This window comes from Bradyrhizobium sp. R2.2-H, from assembly GCF_004346455.1.
GTDB classification, from domain to species: Bacteria; Pseudomonadota; Alphaproteobacteria; order Rhizobiales; family Xanthobacteraceae; genus Bradyrhizobium; species Bradyrhizobium diversitatis.
Genome location: NZ_SMBR01000004.1, coordinates 298,784 through 317,353, shown reverse-complemented (window position 1 = coordinate 317,353; position 18,570 = coordinate 298,784). Strand labels below are relative to the sequence as shown.

Genomic DNA, 18,570 nt, shown 5'->3' with positions numbered 1-18,570 from the left:
GATCGGCCAAGCATTGCCGCTTGTGACCCAAGGCGGACCTGAGGGCGGACAGCCGAGTTGTGCTCAGGAGGTGCACTGGCGTTCAAATGGAGCATGAGGAATGTTTGGCAAGTCTGGCGGCGTCTGGTTGAACGAGCCGAGAAAGTGGTCCGAAAAGGATAACTACCTCGGGCTGGAAACAGACCAGGCCACCGATTTTTGGCGCGAAACTCATTACGGCTTTATCCGCGATAGCGGACACTTCCTCGCTTTTCAGGCGGGAGACGCGTTCACGGCCGAACTTCGCGTCCGAAGTCATTTCAAAGCGCTCTACGATCAAGCGGGCCTGATGGTGCGTATAGATGAACGGCACTGGCTAAAGGCCGGAATAGAGTTTTCGGACGGGCGTGCCATGCTGTCCAGCGTGCTGACGGCCGGGCAATCGGACTGGGCAACAGCCCCCTATGAGCACGACCCCAGTGACTTTCGACTGCGCGTCACGATTGCGGATGGCGTCCTTCGCTTGCAGGCATCCAGCGATGGAAAGATATGGCCTCTGATGCGGCTTGCGCCATTCGCCAGGAACTCCTCCTATCTTGTTGGACCGATGGCCTGCACGCCGGAGCGGTCCGGACTGGAAGTCGTTTTTTCCGATTTCCGGCTGGCGCCGCCGCTCGGCAAGGAGCTTCATGATCTTGGGTGAGGAGCACCGGTCCAGGAGCGTCAACGGAACTGGGAACAATGCTTCGGCGATCCGATTGGAACGTGGATACGTCCAATCCGGGATAGACCCAGCGAGCTTCCTGGGAGGCGTCTTGATCAGGGAGGAGCCACCAATGGATGAGGAACGGAAATCATCAAAGGCAGGCGAACGGGCCGCCGAAGGCTTGCGTGAAGCGACGTCCAAGGAAGAAGCGAAGAACGAGAGCAGGATGGGGCACGATCTGGCCAAGGGCGCCGATCGTTTCGAAGAGCGCTCGAAAAGCTCCGATGGAAAGAGCGCAGAAGAGAAACAAAAAGGCTGAAGGCAGCCGAGCACGACGGGTAGATCTGCCCGCGCATCGCGCGCGCGGTTTGGCTTCGGCTGAAGCGATTGCGGCGGGCTCGGTGCAACCTCTCCCGCTTGCGGGAGAGGTCGCGCAACGCGCGGGTGAGGGCTTTCTCCTCTAGGGGGCTATCCCATCGCGAAAACACCCTCTCCCCAGCCCTCTCCCGCAAGCGGGAGAGGGAGTGCACCTCCATCGTTGCAGCAATGGAGCCTGATCCCAACATTCGTCAGGCAACGCCGCCGATCTTCTCGGAGACGATCCTGGCCGCGCTGCGCAGCTCGGCGGCGATGGTGCTGGCTTCCGCGGCTGGAATTTGATCCTGCCGCACCAGCGGGACGGTCATCGCGGCCACAGCACGGCCGGAAGCTTCGATGATCGGGCAGCTATAGGCCAGGATGCGCGTATAGCCGTCGTCGTTGGAGAAGTTTCCGCCCTCCGCCGAGATGCGGTCGAGCGCCGCAAGCGCCTTTTTCGTGCTTATCCGGTCGTTGGTCGCGATGACCTGCGCCAGCTCCTCGCGCCGGCCCTCGAGCTGGAAGGCCGCCAGGACCTTCGCCGACGCGTATTGCTGGGTGAGCGGAAACACCGCGCCGACCTTGACCGACCAGCCCATCAGCCATTCCGGCTCGATCCGGGCGATCACCATGAACTGCTCGCCGTGCAGCACCGTGAGATGACAGGACAGCTGCACACGGGAGGCGAGCTGCTCCATCACCGGCAGCGCCGCCTTCAACAGCCGCTCGGTCGGCGGGAATTGCGAGGCGATCCGGAACAGTTTTAGCGTCAACGTGTATTCGCCGGTCGCGGGGTCGCGCGCCACATAGCCCCGCCGCTCCAGCGCCACCAGCATCCGGAAGATCTCGCTGACCGAGCGCCCGACGCGTTCGGCGAGCTGCTTCTGGCTCATGCCGCGCGCCGCGCCCGCCAGCGCCTCCAGAAGGTCCAGCCCCTTTTCCAGGGCGGGCGCGCCCGGCTGCGGCTTCTCAGTCATTCCTAGGCCTTGTTGGATCAGCGCTTTGCGAGCGCACGGGGGAAATGCGATCCCGTGTAGCCGATTGCTCGCACGGCGAAAAGTCGATCGCCGGCAAGCGCCTGGCCGAGCTCGATGAGATCATCCACCAGCCGCTGCAATTGAAGATCATGGCGGCCCTCGGCGCACTGCCGGCGGTATCAGGCCTCGAAATTCGCCGTCTGAAGAAACCGGCGCAACCGACGGCAATCTCTGAGCACATATCGAGACGCTGGCGCGGGCCGGTTATGTCGCAGTGGACAAGGCGCTCGTGGGGAAGAAGCCGCAGACCACGGTGGCGGCCACGGCCGCTAGCTACGGCGCGTTTGCGCGGCATGTGGCGACGTTGCAGGAGATTATCGCCGGGGAAGCAGGTTTGGCCTCCGCCGTCATTCCGGGGCGCGCCCTCTTGGGCGCGAGCCCGGAATCCATTCCACCGCCGACGTTGCCGCTCAATGGATTCCGGGTTCGCGCTGCGCCCGCCTCGGAATGACAGCGAAAGAGCAACGACGGAATCGCGGCGACAGTGCACTAAATGGTACCAACTGATCGTCTGGATTTTGAGATTAGTGCACTGTCACCGTATTCCAACGTTAACCGCGATCCGTCGGCGGTTTTGCGGGCTCTTCAGCAGGCTGCTAGCGCTTCCGTGCTCGCCGTTCTTGCGGAACCAAAGCAGGCAACAAGAAATGCCCTTCCAGCCAATCGATCACGTAATTTGAGATCGACGGCTTCGATCCACGCCAAGGGTCTCCCTGCACGAATGTAGACATAATCGCCGACACGTCGTCAGACGATCTCTCAGCAATCAGTTGCTCAAGAAGGTACCCCAGAGCAGCTTGTTTCAATACCCACGGCAATTTTTCATTGCGCCAGATTTCAATGCTAGCTCCGAGGGCAACTTGGGTATGCGAGGCTAAGTCTGCCTTTTTGCCACCAAGACGCGATGCCAATTTTTTGAATGCGGCGGGAACGGCGAGATCATTCACGCCGTTCAGGGAAGAAGCTAACAAGTCTTGGCTAATCGAAATAAATTCAAGTCCTGAATCGATAAGTTGGACGATGGCGGCGAGGTATTCGTCTTGGGTAATAATTTTGAGGCTCAATGCTCGCATCAAGACGGGTTGCAACCACGTCCCCGGAACCTGAAAATCGAGTTGTGCGAGCTGGCGCAACAACTGATCTTCGCAGACAAGCAATCTGCCGCTGCCCTGCGCGGCACGGAGATCGTCTAAAAATCCGGCTCCGAATTGAGCTATCAGTGGCCGCCAATTCGGGGACAAGTCCGTCTTACCTTCAGCGGGCAGTATGGTGGCGTTTTGCTCAATCCAAGCGCGGTCCGCTTCTGCGACTTCGAGGGCCTGTGTCTTTTCCTCCGGTGTTATTTCGGTTCGGTAGTATTGACCATGGCGGAATGAGATCGACATATCCGCCTCGTTAAGGCGCTCGCGAAGTTCATGCGTTCGACGCTGATAGTGAAGGGCGGTCCGAGCGACAATGCCGATCGGCCCGCACACTGCGGCAACGATCTTTTCAAGGCCGAGGCGTCTTATGATGTGGAGGGTCGCCAAATCGACAACGCAACCCCGTGCAGCATTGTTATTGATCGCCGCAAAGGCCGTTGCCCGCTCCAGGTGGGTGCCGTCGCAAGAGCGGATACGTATTCCGGAGCCTGCGATGCCAACCAAAGCTTCGATCGGGTCGCAGCCAAGCGCCCTTCCGGCGAGGGCAAGCGGGAGCGTGCCTGCTTCGTAAAGTTTGTTCACCTCTTCAATGGCATCATGCCGATCTCGTACTTTAGATAGCATCGGCTCAAGCCCGCCATCCTTCCCAAAATCGACTTTGACCCGTTGGAGTCCGCGCATTTCGGGGAAGCGGTTGCCGAAATTTTCAAGGAGATCGTGCAACGCATGGAGCTGCTTCGGCTTGATCCATGCAATCTTGCCTTGCGATGAGTCAGGCATAACGATTCCGTCATCCTTACTCTTTCCGGCAAGTAGGGCGGCGACCCTATGGTCTGGTGCGATATGTTGGGGCGTCGGTCGAAGCCCGGAATCTGCTTCGATGATAAAGACGGACTTCGTACCATCGTCCAGTTCTAGTCCCACCGCCATGTCAGGGCCGACTTTCGCGGGAACTATTTCCATTCCGCGTGAGTGACCGGGCCGAAGGAAAAGGCCGACATAGCCCATTGCGACCGTCTGGCTGTTGGGATTGTCTAGGAGGGTCTTGTAACCGAGCTTATGTGCCTCGCGCCAATCTGCAAAATCATCCATGAATTGCGCGAGCTTCATGAAGTCCTCTGGTTCCCCCTTGAAGGCTGACCACGGCTTCGCTGTTTCAATCCGAAGTTCTTTGAGATTGTTTTGCCTGAACAGCGCAGCAAGCAAAAGCAGATGCAATTCAAGATCGGTGGGATCAGAGGCAAGGAACGCGCGGATCAGTTTCTCCGCAACCGGAATGTTGCCGGACCGGCTTTCCAAGGCGATGCGTGATTTCCGGTAAAATGCCTGTTGCCCGACCGCAGCAGGAACTTGGTCGAGAATTTCACGCGCTAAGACGCGGCGATCGGAATTGATTGCAGCACCCAGGAGCGCCCGAAGGGCGGGCGAGTCGATCTGCCGTGAAGTCACCTCGTTAAGCAACTCTGCAATATCGTCGAACCTTTGAGCGGAAGCTAACGCTTCTGCGATAATAAATCGGGTTGGAAAGTCCGTGTTGCTGTCAACGAGCGCCAGAGCCTCATCGAGAGCCGTCTCCGCATCGGCGTCACCTTGTGCCCGGCGCACGCGGAATAGAGCCAACGGACCTTGCGGATGCGCTGGTAAGGCAGCTTTTAGCCGTAGCGCCTCGTCTTTGGCGTCCTCATAGCGACCCTGCTTAACGAACGTCTCGATCACGACCAGAGCTGCGGGCACGATGTCGTTGATGCGGCCGAATGTCGCCCGATCCGCGAGGATCTCCCGCGCAGCGCCCGGGTCCACCTCAGCATACAGGTCCGCGCGAATGATTTTACTCATCGGGCTATCGTCGAGCTTCTCAGCAAGCTCGCGCGCCTTGTCGCGCTGACCGTTCCGCCGATACAGCATTATGCGGTTGTGACGCGATTCATTGCCGTCGAGCCCGCTTGCTATCGCTGCGTCGAGCAACTCTGCTGCGCGCTTGACCTCGCCCAAGAGACTCCATGCCAACGCGGCGTTATGCGCACAAACGGCCTTGGCAGGCGTTTCTTTCCCGGTCGAGGTACGGTAGGCCGCTTCGAGCGTTTCTGCTGCGGCCGTTAGCTCGGCTTGCGATGGCGTAACGGCGGACCGCACCCCGACGCCACCGGGATCGACGTTTTGAAAAGATTGAACGACGGCTTCGGCATGTAGAATCTTGATGCCCTCATCGTTTGGGAATGCCTTAACTGCTTCGGCGACGGCGTTAGGCCAGCGGCCATCTTGCGCTTCTCGTAACAGCGCTACGCGAATGGCATGAGCCTGCGGACTGCTTTTCGCCTGTTCTGGCAGCGTATTCCATACCGCCTCGACGTCTTCATTCTGAGCAAGAGCCTGTAACCGCTGCTGCCCGATTTCTGGATGATCCGGATGGGCGGCGATTGCGACAACTGCCGCCGCGTGTGCTTCGATCTTACGCCCTTTTATGAGTAGAGCAGCAATTTTGTTCGAGATGCCTCCGGGATCGGACGGATCAATCTCTGCGGCTTGAAGAAGCCAGTCCGCTGCGTCCTCGTATTCGCCTAGATTGAAATGTGCTGCGCCGATATTAGCCACAATGCGATAGCGAATGCGCGTTGACGCAGTCGCCCAAACTCTTTCCTTCATCCTCATCAACAAACCGAGCGCCGTGCGTGGTTTGTCGGCGCGTATCAGGTCGTCGCGGTATCCGTCAATCTGGCTGTCAAACTCTGCATCAAGGGCGTCGTTGCTGCTCGATTTGTCGCTGGCGATCGATGGAAGCAGAGCCGTGATGCTGGCAATTTGCGCTTCGAGTCCTGCGATCCTACCAAGCGTCGCATCGCCGGTCTGTTGAATTAGGCGCTGCGTTTCACGGTTAGCGTCCAGTATCTTTCCGGTAAATGGCGTTGCGTCCGGATGGAATATCTCGATCGCTTGCGGAAAGAGGTTGATCTCCTGTTGAACTCGATCCCAACCCCAGACCTGAATTGAAAGTGCCCGCCCTTTGGCTCGAAGCTCCACTTCTAAAAGCCGCGCGGCCTTTTGAATGGTTGCATCGGTTTGAACCGTCGTTATGAGAATGAATTCATCAAGGCTCGGAACAAACTTGCCGGTCTTCTCGACCTCGTCGCGCAGTTCCTTTTCGGTGACCTTTTTGCCGTAGTCGCCATTCTTGCCTTTGCATTGCACGCCGACGAGGGGACCAGCCCCGCCGCCGCGTCTTCCGAAGATGTCGACGCCGTGCTGGCGCTGACCTGATGTTCCGTTGTTCTGCACAGCAGGATCATTTAGCGATAGCTGAAAGAGCAATCGCGCGTTGCGCTCAAAGGCCTGCCAGTCAGCGGGTGGCGATATGGATACGGAAGTATGATCAGTCATGAATAGGACCGTGAGGGGCAAATCGGCGCGTCTCCCACGGAGGGGGTAATAAGGAGAGACCGGCGCCCTAGTATATAGTGCACGGACCAACTCGTTCAGCGGGAAGAGAATTACTCAACATCTTTGCGGCTTTAAGCAGGGGAAACCGGATTGCAGGGATTCCCTTTGAGCGTTGAGGCAATCAAGATGGACGATTGGGCCGTTTGCGCTCCGAAACACCGCGTCGGGCATCGCGTGCTTGAAGACCCCCTTGAGCCCCACCCCGATTCGTGCGACCTCCGCCCCCAGCAAAACCCCTCATCCTGAGCCCCTGATGCACATTCTCCTGCTCGGTTCCGGCGGCCGCGAACATGCCCTGGCGTGGAAGATCGCGGCCTCTCCCCTGGTCACCAAATTCTGGTGCGCGCCCGGCAATGCCGGCATCGCCAGGGAGGCGGAATGCGTGGCGCTGGATGTCGCCGACCACGCCGCGGTGATCGATTTCTGCAAGACGAACGCGGTCGAGCTGGTGGTGGTCGGGCCGGAGACGCCGCTGGCGGCCGGCATCGTCGATGATCTCACAGCTAGCGGCATCAAGGCGTTCGGGCCGAGCAAGATTGCCGCGCAGCTCGAAAGCTCCAAGGGGTTCACCAAGGCGCTGTGCACCGAGTTCGGCATTCCGACCGGCGCCTACCAGCGCTTCACCAACGCCAATGATGCGCTCGCCTATGTGCAGAGCCAGGGCGCGCCGATCGTGGTGAAGGCCGACGGCCTTGCCGCCGGCAAGGGCGTCGTCGTCGCCAAGACGGTGCGCGAGGCCGAGGACGCCATCGCCATGATGTTCGAGGGCGCGTTCGGCGAGGCCGGCGCCGAGGTCGTGATCGAGGAGTTTCTGCCGGGCCGCGAGATCAGCTTTTTCGCGCTGTGCGACGGCGAGACCGCCATTCCGCTGGCCTCCGCGCAGGACCACAAGCGCGTGTTCGACCACGACGTCGGCCCGAACACCGGCGGCATGGGCGCCTATTCGCCGACGCCGCTGGTGACGCCTCAGGTCCATGACGCGATCATGGCGAAGATCATTTTGCCGACGGTGGCGGGCATGAAGCAGCGCGGCACGCCGTTCCGCGGCATTCTCTATGCCGGCATCATGCTGACGACGCAGGGGCCGAAACTGTTCGAGTTCAACGTGCGCTTCGGCGATCCCGAGTGCCAGGTGCTGATGCTGCGCATGATGAGCGACATCGTGCCGGCCTTCCTTGCGGCCTGCGACGGGCAGCTGAAGAATTTCGATCTGCGCTGGCATCCGGACTCCGCGCTCACCGTGGTGATGGCGGCGAAGGGCTATCCCGGCGACTACCAGAAGGGCACGCGCATCGAGGGGCTGGACGAAGCCGCCAAGGTCGAGGCGGTCGAGATCTTCCACGCCGGCACGATCGCGAAGGACGGCGCCATCCTCGCCAATGGCGGCCGCGTGCTCAATGTCTGCGCGCTCGGCAAGACCGTGACCGAGGCGCAGAAGCGCGCCTACCAGGCCGTCGACCGCATCGATTGGCCCGAAGGCTTCTGCCGCCGCGACATCGGCTGGCAGGCGGTGGAGGCCGAGAAAGCCGGGAATTAGCTCGTCATCGCGGACGGCGCGCAAAGCGCGCCGAGCGAGGAAATCGCGGTTTGTGTCACCACCCCGCCACATCCGCATTCCAGAATATGTAACGCTCTGTTGGGGTTAGCAGCTCCCGCAAATAATACCGCTACTGTGCATGGGGTTGTTTTCGACGTTTTGTTTGTCGAGCGGCCCCGCGACCGACCAACAAGGATGCAAGAAGATGTCCGATCTCGCCGACCTCTATCCGGGCTTTGCCGCCGAATGGATCGATACCGCCTTCGGCCGCATCTTCGCCCGCGTCGGCGGCAAGGGCCCGCCGCTGCTGCTGCTGCACGGCTTCTCCGAGACGCATGTGATGTGGCACCAGGTGGCGCCTGAGCTTGCCGAGCACTTCACGCTGATCATCGCCGACCTGCCGGGCTACGGCTGGTCCGACATGCCCGCGAGCGATGCGCTGCACATGCCCTACAGCAAGCGCGCCATGGCGAAAGCCATGGTCGAGGCGATGGAGCGGCTCGGCCATGTGCATTTCGCGCTCGCCGGCCACGACCGCGGCGGCCGCGTCTCCTATCGCCTCGCGCTCGATCATCCCGGCCGGCTGTCGAAGCTCGCCGTGCTCGATATCCTGCCGACCTATAATTACTGGGAGCGGATCAACCGCGCCTATGCCCTGAAGATCTATCACTGGACCTTCCTGGCGCAGCCCTATCCGCTGCCGGAGACGCTGATTTCGAGCAATGGCGAGTTCTTCCTGCGCTTCAAGATGGCGAGCCAGACCAAGTCGAAGACGCTGGACGCCATCGACCCGCGCGCGCTCGAACACTACCTCGCCCCGTTCCGCGATCCCGCCCGGGTGCATGCGATGTGCGAGGACTACCGCGCCGGCGCCTATTTCGACTACGACCTCGACAAGGCCGATTTCGAGGCCGGCAAGAAGATCACGATCCCGATGCTGGCGCTGTGGGGCAATGCCGGCATCGCCCAGGCCGCCGCGACGCCGCTGGACACGTGGAAGCAATGGGCGACCAATTTGGACGGCATGCCCGTGGATTCCGGGCACTTCCTGACCGAGGAGAATCCGGAGGTGACAGCGAGGGCGCTGCGCGAGTTCTTCGCGGCTTAGGCATCGCCGTCCGCCACACACTCAACTGTCATCGTCCGCGAAGGCGGACGATCCAGTACTCCGAGGCGGTTGTGGTTGAACCGACGGGCCGCGGCGTACTGGATGCCCCGCCTTCGCGGGGCATGACAGGTGAGGGTGCAGGCACCTACCTCCGCTCCCGGAAGAACTCCTTGAGCAGCCGCGCCGCCTCGCTCTCGCCGACGCCGGAGTAGACGTCCGGTGCGTGGTGGCAGGTCGGCGAGGCAAAGAAGCGCACGCCGGATTCCACCGCGCCGCCCTTGGGATCGGCGGCGCCGTAATAGAGCCGCCTGATCCTTGCAAAGGAGATCGCGCCCGCACACATGGTGCAGGGCTCCAGCGTCACGTAGAGGTCGCAGTCGACGAGGCGCTCGCTGCCGATCTTCGCGGCGGCCTCGCGCAGCGCGATGATCTCGGCATGGGCGGTCGGATCATGGTCGGTCAGCGTCCGGTTGGCGGCGGTGGCGATGACCTCGTAATCGCGGACCACCACGCATCCGATCGGAACTTCGCCCGATTTTCCGGCGTTTTCGGCCGTCAGAAGCGCCAAATCCATGAAAGAAGGGGCTTTCAAGCCTCGTATCATCGCCAGAAACCTGCTACTAGCTCCGCCTTCAGCAAGAGTGGATACCGATTTTGCCTGAGCATGCGGCTCGCAGCGAGCGCGCGCAATGCTCATCGCGCTACCCCCCTTAGGTGAGATTATTCATGCCTCGCGACAGCGACAAAGACAACGATTCCCGCGGCCGGCGAGGCCCGGCAAGGGGAGGCCCGCCGAAGGGCCGGTCCGGCAAGCCGCGTGGCCCCGAGAAGAAGTTCGCCAAGCGCAGCCCTGAGGGCCGGGGCGCTGCCCGCCCGCCCCGTGGCGACCGCGACAGCCGTCCGCCTCGCGCCGACCGCGGGGATCGCCCGTTCCGCCGCCGCGAGGAGGGCGATGCCCCGCGCCGCGATTTCAGTGACCGTCCGAAATTCAAGCGTGACGACCGTGGCGGCGAGCAGCGCAGCTTCAAGCCGCGCGGCGACCGCCCGTTTTCCGACCGCTCCTCGCGCGACGGCGAGAAGCGGCCGTTCAAGCCGCGCGGTGATCGACCGTCCTATGGCCGCGACGATTCCCGTCCGGCCGGTCGTTCCGGCGAGAGGAAGTTCGGCGAGAAGCGGCCCTATGCGCCGCGTGGCGATCGTCCGGAGCGCAAGTTCGAGGGCGAGCGGAAGTTTTCGCGAGGCGGACCGGATCGCAGCGACCGCCCGCGCGATCGCGGCGAGCGCAGCGATTCAAAGCCCTGGCAGAAGCGCGACGCGGCTTCGCGCGGCGATCGGCCGCCGCGCAAGGATTTCGGCGGCCGTGACCGCAGCCAGGAGAAGCCCTGGCAAAAGCGCGACGATCGGCAAGGCGGCGAGGACCGTCCGCGCTTCTCGCGTTCGCGCGACGATCGCGCGCCGGGCGATCGTCCGTTCCGCGAGCGGCCCAAGTTCGATCGGCCGCGCGAGGATCGCCCGAAATTCGATCGGCCTCGTCGTGATGCCGAGGGCGAGCGCGGTGGGCGCGGCGGCGATCGCCCGAAATTCAACCGTCCACGCGAGCGCTCCGAGGGCCGCTCCGACTGGCACGAGCATCCGCGCAGCGAAGGCCGTTTCGGCGATCGTCCGCGCCGCGAAAACGAGGATGAGAGCAGGATTTTCGAGAAGCGCCCCGCCTTCGGCGGCCGCGGCGCCTATCGCCAGCGCGATCGCGATTTCGAGGGACGGCCGCGTCGCGAAGACGCGCCGAAGCCGAAGAAGGCCGGCGAGCGCATCGCAAAGGTGCTGGCGCGCGCGGGCCTTGCCTCGCGCCGCGATGCCGAGGAGATGGTCACGCAGGGCCGCGTCACGGTCAACGGCCGCGTGATCAACTCGCCGGCGCTCGATGTCACCAAGAACGACGTCGTCATGGTCGACGGCAAGCCGTTGCCGGAGCGCGAGCGCACGCGGCTGTTCCTCTATCACAAGCCGCGCGGCCTGATGACGACGCACGACGACCCCGAGGGACGTCCGACCGTGTTCGACAATCTGCCCGAAGGCCTGCCGCGGCTGATCAGCGTCGGCCGGCTTGACTTCAACACCGAAGGCTTGCTCCTGCTCACCAATGACGGCGGCCTCGCCCGCACGCTCGAGCTGCCCGACACCGGTTGGCTGCGCCGCTATCGCGTCCGCGCCCATGGCGACGTCACCCAGGCGCAGCTCGACGAGCTCAAGAACGGCATCGAGGTCGAGGGCGTCAAGTATGGTCCGATCGAGGCGACACTCGAGCGCGACCAGGGCGCCAATGTCTGGCTGGTGTTCGCAATCCGCGAAGGCAAGAACCGCGAGGTGCGCAATGTCTGCGCCCATCTCGGGCTCGAGGTGAACAGGCTGATCCGCGTCTCCTACGGCCCGTTCCAGCTCGGCGAGATTCCTGAAGGTCAAGTCGAGGAGGTCCGCTCGCGCGTGCTGCGCGAGCAGCTCGGCGACAAGGTGATCGAGAAGTCGGGCGCGCAGTTTGACGTACCGCAGAAATCGTCTGCGGCCGATGACGATGCGCCCCGCGAGAGCAAGCCCGCCAACAAGCGCGCCGTGATCAACGACCGCAAGGGCCGCCGCGTGCTGGTGCAGCGCACCGGCAGCGAGGAGGCGCGCGAGCGCAACGAGATGGACGCGAGCGGCTACGGCCCGCCACGCCGTCCCAAGCGCGGCTATCACGGCAAGCGCGACCTGACGCCGCGGGAGGACTGAGGTGCGGTGCGCTTCGTCACGGTGCACCCTCTCGTTCCCTCCCCCCATGTGGGGGAGGGTTAGGGAGGGGGGTATCCCACGGGAGGTCGTCGCTTGTGGCACCCCCTTCCCCAACCCTTCCCCACAAGGGGGAAGGGAGCGCACCTTCCGTGCCGCAAACATGCGGGTCTCATAATGCGCGTCGTCGGCGGTCGTTTGAAGGGGCGCAATCTGGCCTCACCGTCCTCGCGCGACATCCGCCCCACGGCGGACCGGTTGCGCGAGTCCGTGTTCAACATCCTCGTCCATGCTTACGACGATCCGATTGCGGACGCGCGCGTGCTCGATCTCTTCGCCGGCACCGGCGCGCTCGGCATCGAGGCATCCTCACGTGGGGCGAAGTTCACGCTGTTCGTCGACAACGGCGCCGAGGCGCGTGCGCTGCTCCGCAACAACGTCGAGGCACTCGGCCTCGGTGGTGTCACCAAGGTCTATCGCCGCGATGCCACCGATCTCGGCCCTGCGCATCCCGTCGAGCCGTTCTCGCTGGTGTTCCTCGATCCGCCCTATGGCAAGGGATTGGCGGAGAAGGCGCTCGCGAGCCTGCGCGACGGCGGTTGGCTGACGCCGGGCGCGCTGCTGGTGGTGGAGGAGGCGAAGGCCGCGCAGTTCGTGACGCCGGAAGGATACGAGGAGCTGGAGCGGCGGGCTTATGACGATACGGAGTTTGTGCTTCTGCGTAGGGCGGATTAGCGAAGCGTAATCCGCCATTGTCTCTCACGGCGGAAGCAGAAGAGGTGGATTACGCCTTCGGCTAATCCACCCTACGGCACCATCACCTCCGCCCGAACAGCTTCTCCACGTCACTCAGCTTCAGCTCCACATACGTCGGCCGGCCGTGATTGCACTGGCCGGAGTTCGGCGTCTCCTCCATCTCGCGGAGCAGCGCGTTCATCTCCTCCGGTCTGAGCCTGCGGCCGGCGCGCACCGAGCCGTGGCAGGCCATGGTGGCGGCGACGTGCATCAGGCGGCGCTCCAGCGGCAGCGCCTCGTCCCACTCGGCCATGTGCTCGGAGAGGTCGCGCAAGAGTCCGCCGGCATTGGTCTTGCCGAGCAGCGACGGCGTCTCGCGCACCGCGACTGCGCCGGGGCCGAAGGATTCGATGGCGAGGCCGAACGAGGCCAGCTCGTCGCTGCGCTCCAGCAGGCGCTCGACGGTCGCCTCGTCCATCTCGACGATCTCGGGGATCAGGAGGATCTGCCGCTGCACGCCGTTCGCTGCCAGCGAGGCCTTCAGCCGCTCGTAGACGATGCGCTCATGCGCGGCGTGCTGGTCGACGATGATCAGGCCGTCGCGGGTCTGCGAGACGATGTAGGTTTCGTGGATCTGCGTGCGCGCTGCGCCCAGCGGGCGATCGATGAGGTCGCCGGTTGGCTGCGATTCGAACCGCACGTCCGCGCTGGGCGCGCCGACATCGAATGCAGCCTGCACGCGCTCGGCGAAGGCGGGGGCGGCGGCGCCTTGGAAGGACGGCATCGGCGCGGCGGGGGCGGCTGGCGAGGCCCGCCAGTCCCAGCTAGCGGGACGCGGCGTGAAGGCAGGCCGGAATGAGGACAATGCGCTCTCGCTGCTGTTGGCGGCGGTGCGCCGGCCCTCGCGCGCGAGGGCCTCCTTCAGCCCGTGCACGATCAATGCGCGCACTAGGCCGGCGTTGCGGAATCGCACCTCGGTCTTCGCCGGATGCACGTTGGCATCGACCTCGCGCGGATCGAGCGTGACGAACAGCGCCAGCACCGGGTGACGATCGCGCGGCAGGTAGTCGGAATAGGCGGCGCGCACCGCCCCCAGGATCAGCTTGTCGCGGACCGGCCGGCCGTTGACGAAGAGATACTGCCCGAGCGCGTTGGCCTTGGTCAGCGCCGGCGCCGCCGCATAGCCGTCGACCACGACGCCCTCGCGCTCGGCATGAACCTCGATGGCGTGGCTGCGGAATTCGGCTCCCAGAATATCGCCGAGCCGCGTCAGCCGTCCGGCGGCGCCGGGCAGGGCGGCGGCCCAGGTCACCGGCGCGCGCTCCTCGCCCGCGAGTGTGAAGGCAACGTCGGGCCGGGCCATGGCGAGGCGCCGCACGACCTCGCGGATAGCTTCCGCCTCGGTGCGGTCGGTCTTCAAGAACTTCAGTCGCGCCGGCGTCGCGTAGAAGAGGTCGCCAACCTCGACGCGGGTGCCGTGGGCCAGCGCCGCCGGCATGATCTCGGACTTCGCGCCGCCCTCGACGGTGAGGGCCCAGGCATGCGGTTCGCTGGCATGCCGCGTGGTAATCGAGAGACGCGCCACTGAGCCGATCGAGGGCAGCGCCTCGCCGCGGAACCCGAGGGTGCGGATCTGGAGCAGGTCCTCGTCGTCGAGCTTGGAGGTGGCGTGGCGCTCGACCGCGAGCGAGAGATCCTTAGCGGTCATGCCGCTGCCATCATCGGTGATGCCGATCCGCCGCCGCCCGCCGCCATCGGTGAAGACGTCGATCCGGCTCGCGCCGGCATCAATGGCGTTCTCGACCAGCTCCTTGACCACGCTCGCGGGACGTTCGACCACTTCGCCGGCGGCGATGCGGTTGACGACCTGTTCGGGCAATTGGCGGACGGGCATGAATTCGATCGGGCTCGGTCTTGGATTCGCTGATGGTCTATTCTAGGCCGTGTTGCGTCAAAAGCATGCGTTGGGCAACAGCCGCGTGACGGGCTGGGGAAGAAGACCCTCTATCACATTGAAGACATTGGACGTTCGGGACAGTGCCGCCGTGTCGATGCGCCGGCTTTCGGCCGTGGTTGTGATTGTGAGGCGCCGGGCAGCGGTGTAGCATCGTGAAAAAACGGCAACAGGACGGGAGGACGCCATGTGCCATCTCTTCGCGCATCAGCCCCAGCGCGACTACGAATCCCAGACACGGTCTTTGCGGATCGGTGGGCACTGCACGTCGATCCGCCTGGAAATGGCGTTCTGGGACACGCTGGAGGAGATCGCGGCCAAGGAGAGCATGAGCCTCGGCAAGTTCCTGACCACGCTCTACAACGAGGTGCTCGACCATCATGGCGAGGTCAACAATTTCGCCTCGCTGCTGCGCTGCTCGTGTTTGATCTACCGCTCACGGAGCGTCACGCCGGTCCAGGATTTCAAGGCAACCGTTACGCCCATTCTCGACGCGGCCGAGTAGCCGCTCCACCCTCGGTGTCGTCCCGGCGAACGCCGGGACCCATACCGCGTGATCTATCGAGTGCGGAAGCTCGAAGTACCGAACGACCAATCTCCGCCAAACTGGGCCCTGTGGTTATGGGCACCGGCGTTCACCGGGACGACACCTTGAGTGTGGATACGCAATCCCTCCTCAATGCCGTTCCGGCGATCGCGATGGTAGCGTACGATCAAATCTCCTTCTTCTGCATCACCTCCGCAATGTAGTCCGCCTGCCGGATCGCGAGCGCGACGATGGTCAGCGTCGGGTTGCAGGCCGCGCCGCTGGTGAACTGGCTGCCATCGGAGACGAACAGGTTCTTGATGTCGTGGCTCTGCCCGAACTTGTTGACCACGCCGTCCCGGGGCTTTTCGCTCATCCTGTTGGTGCCGAGATTGTGCGTGCTCGGATAGGGCGGCGTCGGATAGGTCACGGTGGCGCCGACGGCGTCGTAGACCGCGGCGCCCTGCTTGTAGGCATGCGCGCGCATCGCGACATCGTTGGGGTGGTCGTCGAAATGCACGCTCGCGACCGGCTGACCGAACTTGTCCTTCACGACCGGATCGAGCGTGATGCGATTGGTCTCCTGCGGCATGTCCTCGCCGACCAGCCACATGCCGGCCATCCTGGGATAGCCGTCGAGCGCTGACGTGAACGAGCGTCCCCAGGCGCCGGGGTTGAGGAACGCCGCCATGAACGGGAGGCCGATCGACAGCGTCTCCATCTCGTAGCCGCCGACGAAGCCGCGCTTCGGGTTGTTGGCGGCCTCGTCGCGGATGATGCCGGCCATGGTGGTGCCGCGATACATGTGCACCGACTTCTCGAACACCGCGTAGACGCTACCGGTCATGTGCCTCATGTAGTTGCGGCCGACTTGGCCGCTGGAGTTGGCGAGGCCATCGGGGAACATCGTGGAGGCGCTGTTGAGCAGCAGCCGCGGGCTCTCGATCGAGTTGCCGGCCACCGCCACGATGCGCGCCTTCTGGCGCTGCATCGCGCCTTGCTCGTCAGCGTAGACGACGCCGGTGACCTTGCCGGTGGTATCATGCTCGATCTTCACCACCATGCTGCCGGGCCGGACCTCGAGATTGCCGGTCGCCTCGCCCTTGGGAATCTCGGTGTAGAGCGTCGACCATTTGGCGCCGGATTTGCAGCCCTGGAAGCAGAAGCCGATCTGCTGGCACGAGCCCCGTCCGTCGCGCGGCTGACTGTTGATCGCCATGTTGCCGGTATGCACGGTCTTGTAGCCGAGCTTCTTCGCGCCGGCCTCCAGCACCTTGAAGTTATTGTTGCCGGGCAGGCCGGGAATGCCGTTGGTGCGAGTCACGCCCATCTTGTTCTCGGCCTTGGCGTACCACGGCTCCATCTCGGCGAGCGTGACCGGCCAGTCCAGCAGGTTCGCGCCGGGAATGTTGCCGTAGGTGCTCTTCACCCTGAACTCGTGCTCGTCGAAGCGCAGCGAGGCGCCGGCCCAATGCACGGTCGAGCCGCCGACCGCCTTGACGATCCAGGCGGGAAGGCCCGAAAAATCCCTGGCGACGCGCCATGTGCCCGACGTGGTGCGCGCATCGGTCCAGGCGAGCTGGGAGAAGCTCTCCCATTCGTCATTGATGAAGTCGTGGTTCTCGATGCGGGGACCTGCCTCGAGGATGACGACCTTGATCCCTTTCTGCGCGAGCTCGTTGCCCAGCGTGCCGCCGCCCGCACCGGAGCCGACGATCACCACGACGCCGGAGTCGTTCAGATCGAATTTTGCCATATGCGTTCTCCTGAACCGTTGGGGTGGCGATCTAAGCCTTCGGCAGCCAGTCGATATCGGCGAAGCCGCGGTTGATGTAGCCGCCGAGCTCGGCGGAAGAGCCCTCGTAGCCGAACCGCGGCCAGACCTCTTTCTGGTTGTAGAGCGAGACGACGAGATCGCCGCGCACCTTCTGGAAAAAGGCGCTTTGCTCGATCTCCTTCAGGAGCACCACGCGGTCGGCTTCCCAGGCCACTTCGACATAAGGCACCTTGTGGCGGTCGCGCGCGTTCTGATCGAGCCGCGCAATGCCGTCGCTGATCAGCGATTTGACGGTAGGATCCTCCGCCGCCTTGCCGTCCCACGGCTTGATCGCGGTGATGTAGTAGCTGTCGCCGAGCATGTCGTGCGGATAGATGTCGCGCGCGACCTTCAGCAGCGTCTTCATCGTCGAGGGCGAGAGCGCGCTCGTCTCTTCGGCCCAGGCGTTGTCGATGCTGACTCCGACGCTGGTCGCAACGGCCGCGACCGGCACGGCGGCCGCCGCGCCCTTGATAAAGACGCGGCGGCTGTGCTTGCTTCGACGATCGACTTCTCTCATGGCATGTCCTCCGTAGATTTTTGATTTTGGTTTGGTCAGTTGAAACGGCCGCCCCGTTGGATCACCTCGATCTTGTAGCCATCGGGATCACTGACGAAGAAGAAGCGCGCCAGCGTTCGGCCGTCGTGCTTGAAATCGCGTAAGGGTCCCGGTGCGAGCTTCTCGCGCTCGAAGCGCGCATGCTCGGCATCGAGGTCTTCAACGACCACGGCGAGATGGCCGTAGCCGTCGCCGAGTTGGTACGGCTCCTTGCGATCGAAATTGACCGTCAGCTCGACCTCGAACGGCGAGGAGGGGTGACGCAGATAGATCAGGGCGAAATCCGCGAACTTCAGATGGTCGGTGACCTCCAGGCCGAAAGCACGCTTGTAGAAGTCGAGCGAGCGCGCCTCCTCCAGCACGCGGATCATGGAATGGACTGGCTTTGCCATTCAGTTCAGCTCCTTGAGGTAAGTGATGATGGCGGCGCGCGTCTCGGGCCTGGCCTGCCGATAGGCCATGATCACACCGGGGATGACGGCTTGCGGATTGGCCAGCCACGCGTCCAGCCGGGCCTCGTCCCAGGTGAAGTCAGCTTTGGCGAGACCATCTGAATAGTGAAAGCCTTCGACCTTGCCGGCGGCGCGGCCCACGATCCGGACCAGCGGCGGACCTTGTCGCATCGGGTCCGAGAGATTGGTGGTATGGCACACCGCGCATTGCTGCTTGAATAGCGTCGCGCCATCCGGCGGCCGTGCCGCCGGCAATGGCATCTGCGCGTCGGCGCCTCGCGCCATCAGCACCATCGCGGTGCACAATCCCGGCACGATCGTGCGCATCGCCAAGAGCTTGCTCATCCACGTCAAATCCAGCGTGTGCAAACTCTAATCGGCGTCAGAGATGAGGTGGTAGTAGCGGGCTGTTTCGCGGCGAACGGAAACGTGTGGGGCGCGTGTGATGTTCCGCAGCGCCTTAT

At 63.5% G+C, this 18,570-nt stretch carries 15 protein-coding genes and 1 pseudogene; 8 read left to right on the top strand and 8 right to left on the bottom strand.

Going from position 1 to position 18,570, the window contains the following annotated elements; genetic code table 11:
• Window positions 1–100 precede the first annotated feature (100 nt).
• Entirely contained in the window at window positions 101–682 is a 582-nt protein-coding gene (locus tag EDE08_RS12465; protein ID WP_131869157.1) for a DUF1349 domain-containing protein, read from the top strand.
• A 133-nt stretch (window positions 683–815) separates the two neighbouring features.
• Entirely contained in the window at window positions 816–1,004 is a 189-nt protein-coding gene (locus tag EDE08_RS12460) for a hypothetical protein (protein ID WP_131869158.1), read from the top strand.
• Window positions 1,005–1,254: 250 nt separating this feature from the next.
• On the opposite strand, the gene EDE08_RS12455 is transcribed toward EDE08_RS12460, so the two are convergent.
• Window positions 1,255–2,019 carry an IclR family transcriptional regulator gene (locus tag EDE08_RS12455; RefSeq protein ID WP_131869159.1) on the bottom strand — a complete coding sequence of 255 codons (765 nt, stop codon included), beginning with the start codon at window positions 2,017–2,019 and terminating at the stop codon, window positions 1,255–1,257.
• Between the two features lie 101 nt (window positions 2,020–2,120).
• Here EDE08_RS12455 and EDE08_RS12450 point away from each other — a divergent pair.
• Window positions 2,121–2,407, top strand: a pseudogene (locus EDE08_RS12450) (transcriptional regulator); the annotation flags it as partial.
• Between the two features lie 268 nt (window positions 2,408–2,675).
• On the opposite strand, the gene EDE08_RS12445 reads toward EDE08_RS12450, so the two are convergent.
• Window positions 2,676–6,596, bottom strand: a complete 3,921-nt coding sequence (locus tag EDE08_RS12445; protein WP_131869160.1) for a PIN domain-containing protein — start codon at window positions 6,594–6,596, stop codon at window positions 2,676–2,678.
• A 313-nt stretch (window positions 6,597–6,909) separates the two neighbouring features.
• On the opposite strand from EDE08_RS12445, the gene purD reads away from it, so the two are divergent.
• Both purD and EDE08_RS12435 read left to right on the top strand, forming a co-directional pair.
• Window positions 6,910–8,193, top strand: a complete 1,284-nt coding sequence (gene purD / locus EDE08_RS12440) for a phosphoribosylamine--glycine ligase (protein WP_131869161.1) — start codon at window positions 6,910–6,912, stop codon at window positions 8,191–8,193.
• A 205-nt stretch (window positions 8,194–8,398) separates the two neighbouring features.
• Window positions 8,399–9,301, top strand: a complete 903-nt coding sequence (locus tag EDE08_RS12435) for an alpha/beta fold hydrolase (RefSeq protein ID WP_131869162.1) — start codon at window positions 8,399–8,401, stop codon at window positions 9,299–9,301.
• Between the two features lie 145 nt (window positions 9,302–9,446).
• On the opposite strand, the gene EDE08_RS12425 is transcribed toward EDE08_RS12435, so the two are convergent.
• On the bottom strand, window positions 9,447–9,905 hold the full coding sequence (locus tag EDE08_RS12425; RefSeq protein ID WP_131869425.1) for a nucleoside deaminase: 459 nt from the start codon (window positions 9,903–9,905) through the stop codon (window positions 9,447–9,449).
• Between the two features lie 122 nt (window positions 9,906–10,027).
• Here EDE08_RS12425 and EDE08_RS12420 point away from each other — a divergent pair, with 122 nt between their 5' ends.
• Complete coding sequence (locus tag EDE08_RS12420; protein WP_165935888.1) at window positions 10,028–12,067, top strand: pseudouridine synthase; 2,040 nt, start codon at window positions 10,028–10,030, stop codon at window positions 12,065–12,067.
• 174 nt (window positions 12,068–12,241) lie between these two features.
• Window positions 12,242–12,799: a 16S rRNA (guanine(966)-N(2))-methyltransferase RsmD gene (gene rsmD, locus EDE08_RS12415; RefSeq protein WP_131869164.1), complete on the top strand. Its 558-nt coding sequence runs from the start codon at window positions 12,242–12,244 to the stop codon at window positions 12,797–12,799.
• Window positions 12,800–12,881: 82 nt separating this feature from the next.
• Here the strand turns inward: rsmD and mutL are convergent, their stop codons facing one another.
• Window positions 12,882–14,693 carry a DNA mismatch repair endonuclease MutL gene (gene mutL / locus EDE08_RS12410; protein ID WP_131869165.1) on the bottom strand — a complete coding sequence of 604 codons (1,812 nt, stop codon included), beginning with the start codon at window positions 14,691–14,693 and terminating at the stop codon, window positions 12,882–12,884.
• 247 nt (window positions 14,694–14,940) lie between these two features.
• Here mutL and EDE08_RS12405 point away from each other — a divergent pair, with 247 nt between their 5' ends.
• Complete coding sequence (locus tag EDE08_RS12405) at window positions 14,941–15,258, top strand: ribbon-helix-helix domain-containing protein (RefSeq protein WP_131869166.1); 318 nt, start codon at window positions 14,941–14,943, stop codon at window positions 15,256–15,258.
• Window positions 15,259–15,466: 208 nt separating this feature from the next.
• On the opposite strand, the gene EDE08_RS12400 is transcribed toward EDE08_RS12405, so the two are convergent.
• The 4 genes from EDE08_RS12400 to EDE08_RS12385 are packed head-to-tail and all read right to left on the bottom strand — an operon-like array spanning window position 15,467 to window position 18,433.
• Window positions 15,467–17,035: a GMC family oxidoreductase gene (locus EDE08_RS12400; RefSeq protein WP_131869167.1), complete on the bottom strand. Its 1,569-nt coding sequence runs from the start codon at window positions 17,033–17,035 to the stop codon at window positions 15,467–15,469.
• A 31-nt stretch (window positions 17,036–17,066) separates the two neighbouring features.
• Window positions 17,067–17,615 (bottom strand): gluconate 2-dehydrogenase subunit 3 family protein, encoded by a 549-nt coding sequence (locus tag EDE08_RS12395; RefSeq protein ID WP_131869168.1) that lies wholly within the window; start codon window positions 17,613–17,615, stop codon window positions 17,067–17,069.
• A 35-nt stretch (window positions 17,616–17,650) separates the two neighbouring features.
• Entirely contained in the window at window positions 17,651–18,046 is a 396-nt protein-coding gene (locus tag EDE08_RS12390) for a VOC family protein (RefSeq protein WP_124160355.1), read from the bottom strand.
• Window positions 18,047–18,433 (bottom strand): c-type cytochrome, encoded by a 387-nt coding sequence (locus EDE08_RS12385; RefSeq protein WP_165935920.1) that lies wholly within the window; start codon window positions 18,431–18,433, stop codon window positions 18,047–18,049.
• Between the last annotated feature and the right edge of the window lie 137 nt (window positions 18,434–18,570).

Bases quoted from the DNA above. Each gene is read 5' to 3' on its own strand.
- EDE08_RS12445 (WP_131869160.1), bottom strand. From the start codon at position 6,596: ATGACTGATCATACTTCCGTATCCATATCGCCACCCGCTGACTGGCAG.
- EDE08_RS12385 (WP_165935920.1), bottom strand. From the start codon at position 18,433: ATGCGCACGATCGTGCCGGGATTGTGCACCGCGATGGTGCTGATGGCG.
- EDE08_RS12405 (WP_131869166.1), top strand. From the start codon at position 14,941: ATGTGCCATCTCTTCGCGCATCAGCCCCAGCGCGACTACGAATCCCAG.
- purD (WP_131869161.1), top strand. From the start codon at position 6,910: ATGCACATTCTCCTGCTCGGTTCCGGCGGCCGCGAACATGCCCTGGCG.
- EDE08_RS12395 (WP_131869168.1), bottom strand. From the start codon at position 17,615: ATGAGAGAAGTCGATCGTCGAAGCAAGCACAGCCGCCGCGTCTTTATC.
- EDE08_RS12425 (WP_131869425.1), bottom strand. From the start codon at position 9,905: ATGATACGAGGCTTGAAAGCCCCTTCTTTCATGGATTTGGCGCTTCTG.
- EDE08_RS12465 (WP_131869157.1), top strand. From the start codon at position 101: ATGTTTGGCAAGTCTGGCGGCGTCTGGTTGAACGAGCCGAGAAAGTGG.
- mutL (WP_131869165.1), bottom strand. From the start codon at position 14,693: ATGCCCGTCCGCCAATTGCCCGAACAGGTCGTCAACCGCATCGCCGCC.
- EDE08_RS12420 (WP_165935888.1), top strand. From the start codon at position 10,028: ATGCCTCGCGACAGCGACAAAGACAACGATTCCCGCGGCCGGCGAGGC.
- EDE08_RS12460 (WP_131869158.1), top strand. From the start codon at position 816: ATGGATGAGGAACGGAAATCATCAAAGGCAGGCGAACGGGCCGCCGAA.
- EDE08_RS12455 (WP_131869159.1), bottom strand. From the start codon at position 2,019: ATGACTGAGAAGCCGCAGCCGGGCGCGCCCGCCCTGGAAAAGGGGCTG.
- EDE08_RS12435 (WP_131869162.1), top strand. From the start codon at position 8,399: ATGTCCGATCTCGCCGACCTCTATCCGGGCTTTGCCGCCGAATGGATC.
- EDE08_RS12390 (WP_124160355.1), bottom strand. From the start codon at position 18,046: ATGGCAAAGCCAGTCCATTCCATGATCCGCGTGCTGGAGGAGGCGCGC.
- rsmD (WP_131869164.1), top strand. From the start codon at position 12,242: ATGCGCGTCGTCGGCGGTCGTTTGAAGGGGCGCAATCTGGCCTCACCG.
- EDE08_RS12400 (WP_131869167.1), bottom strand. From the start codon at position 17,035: ATGGCAAAATTCGATCTGAACGACTCCGGCGTCGTGGTGATCGTCGGC.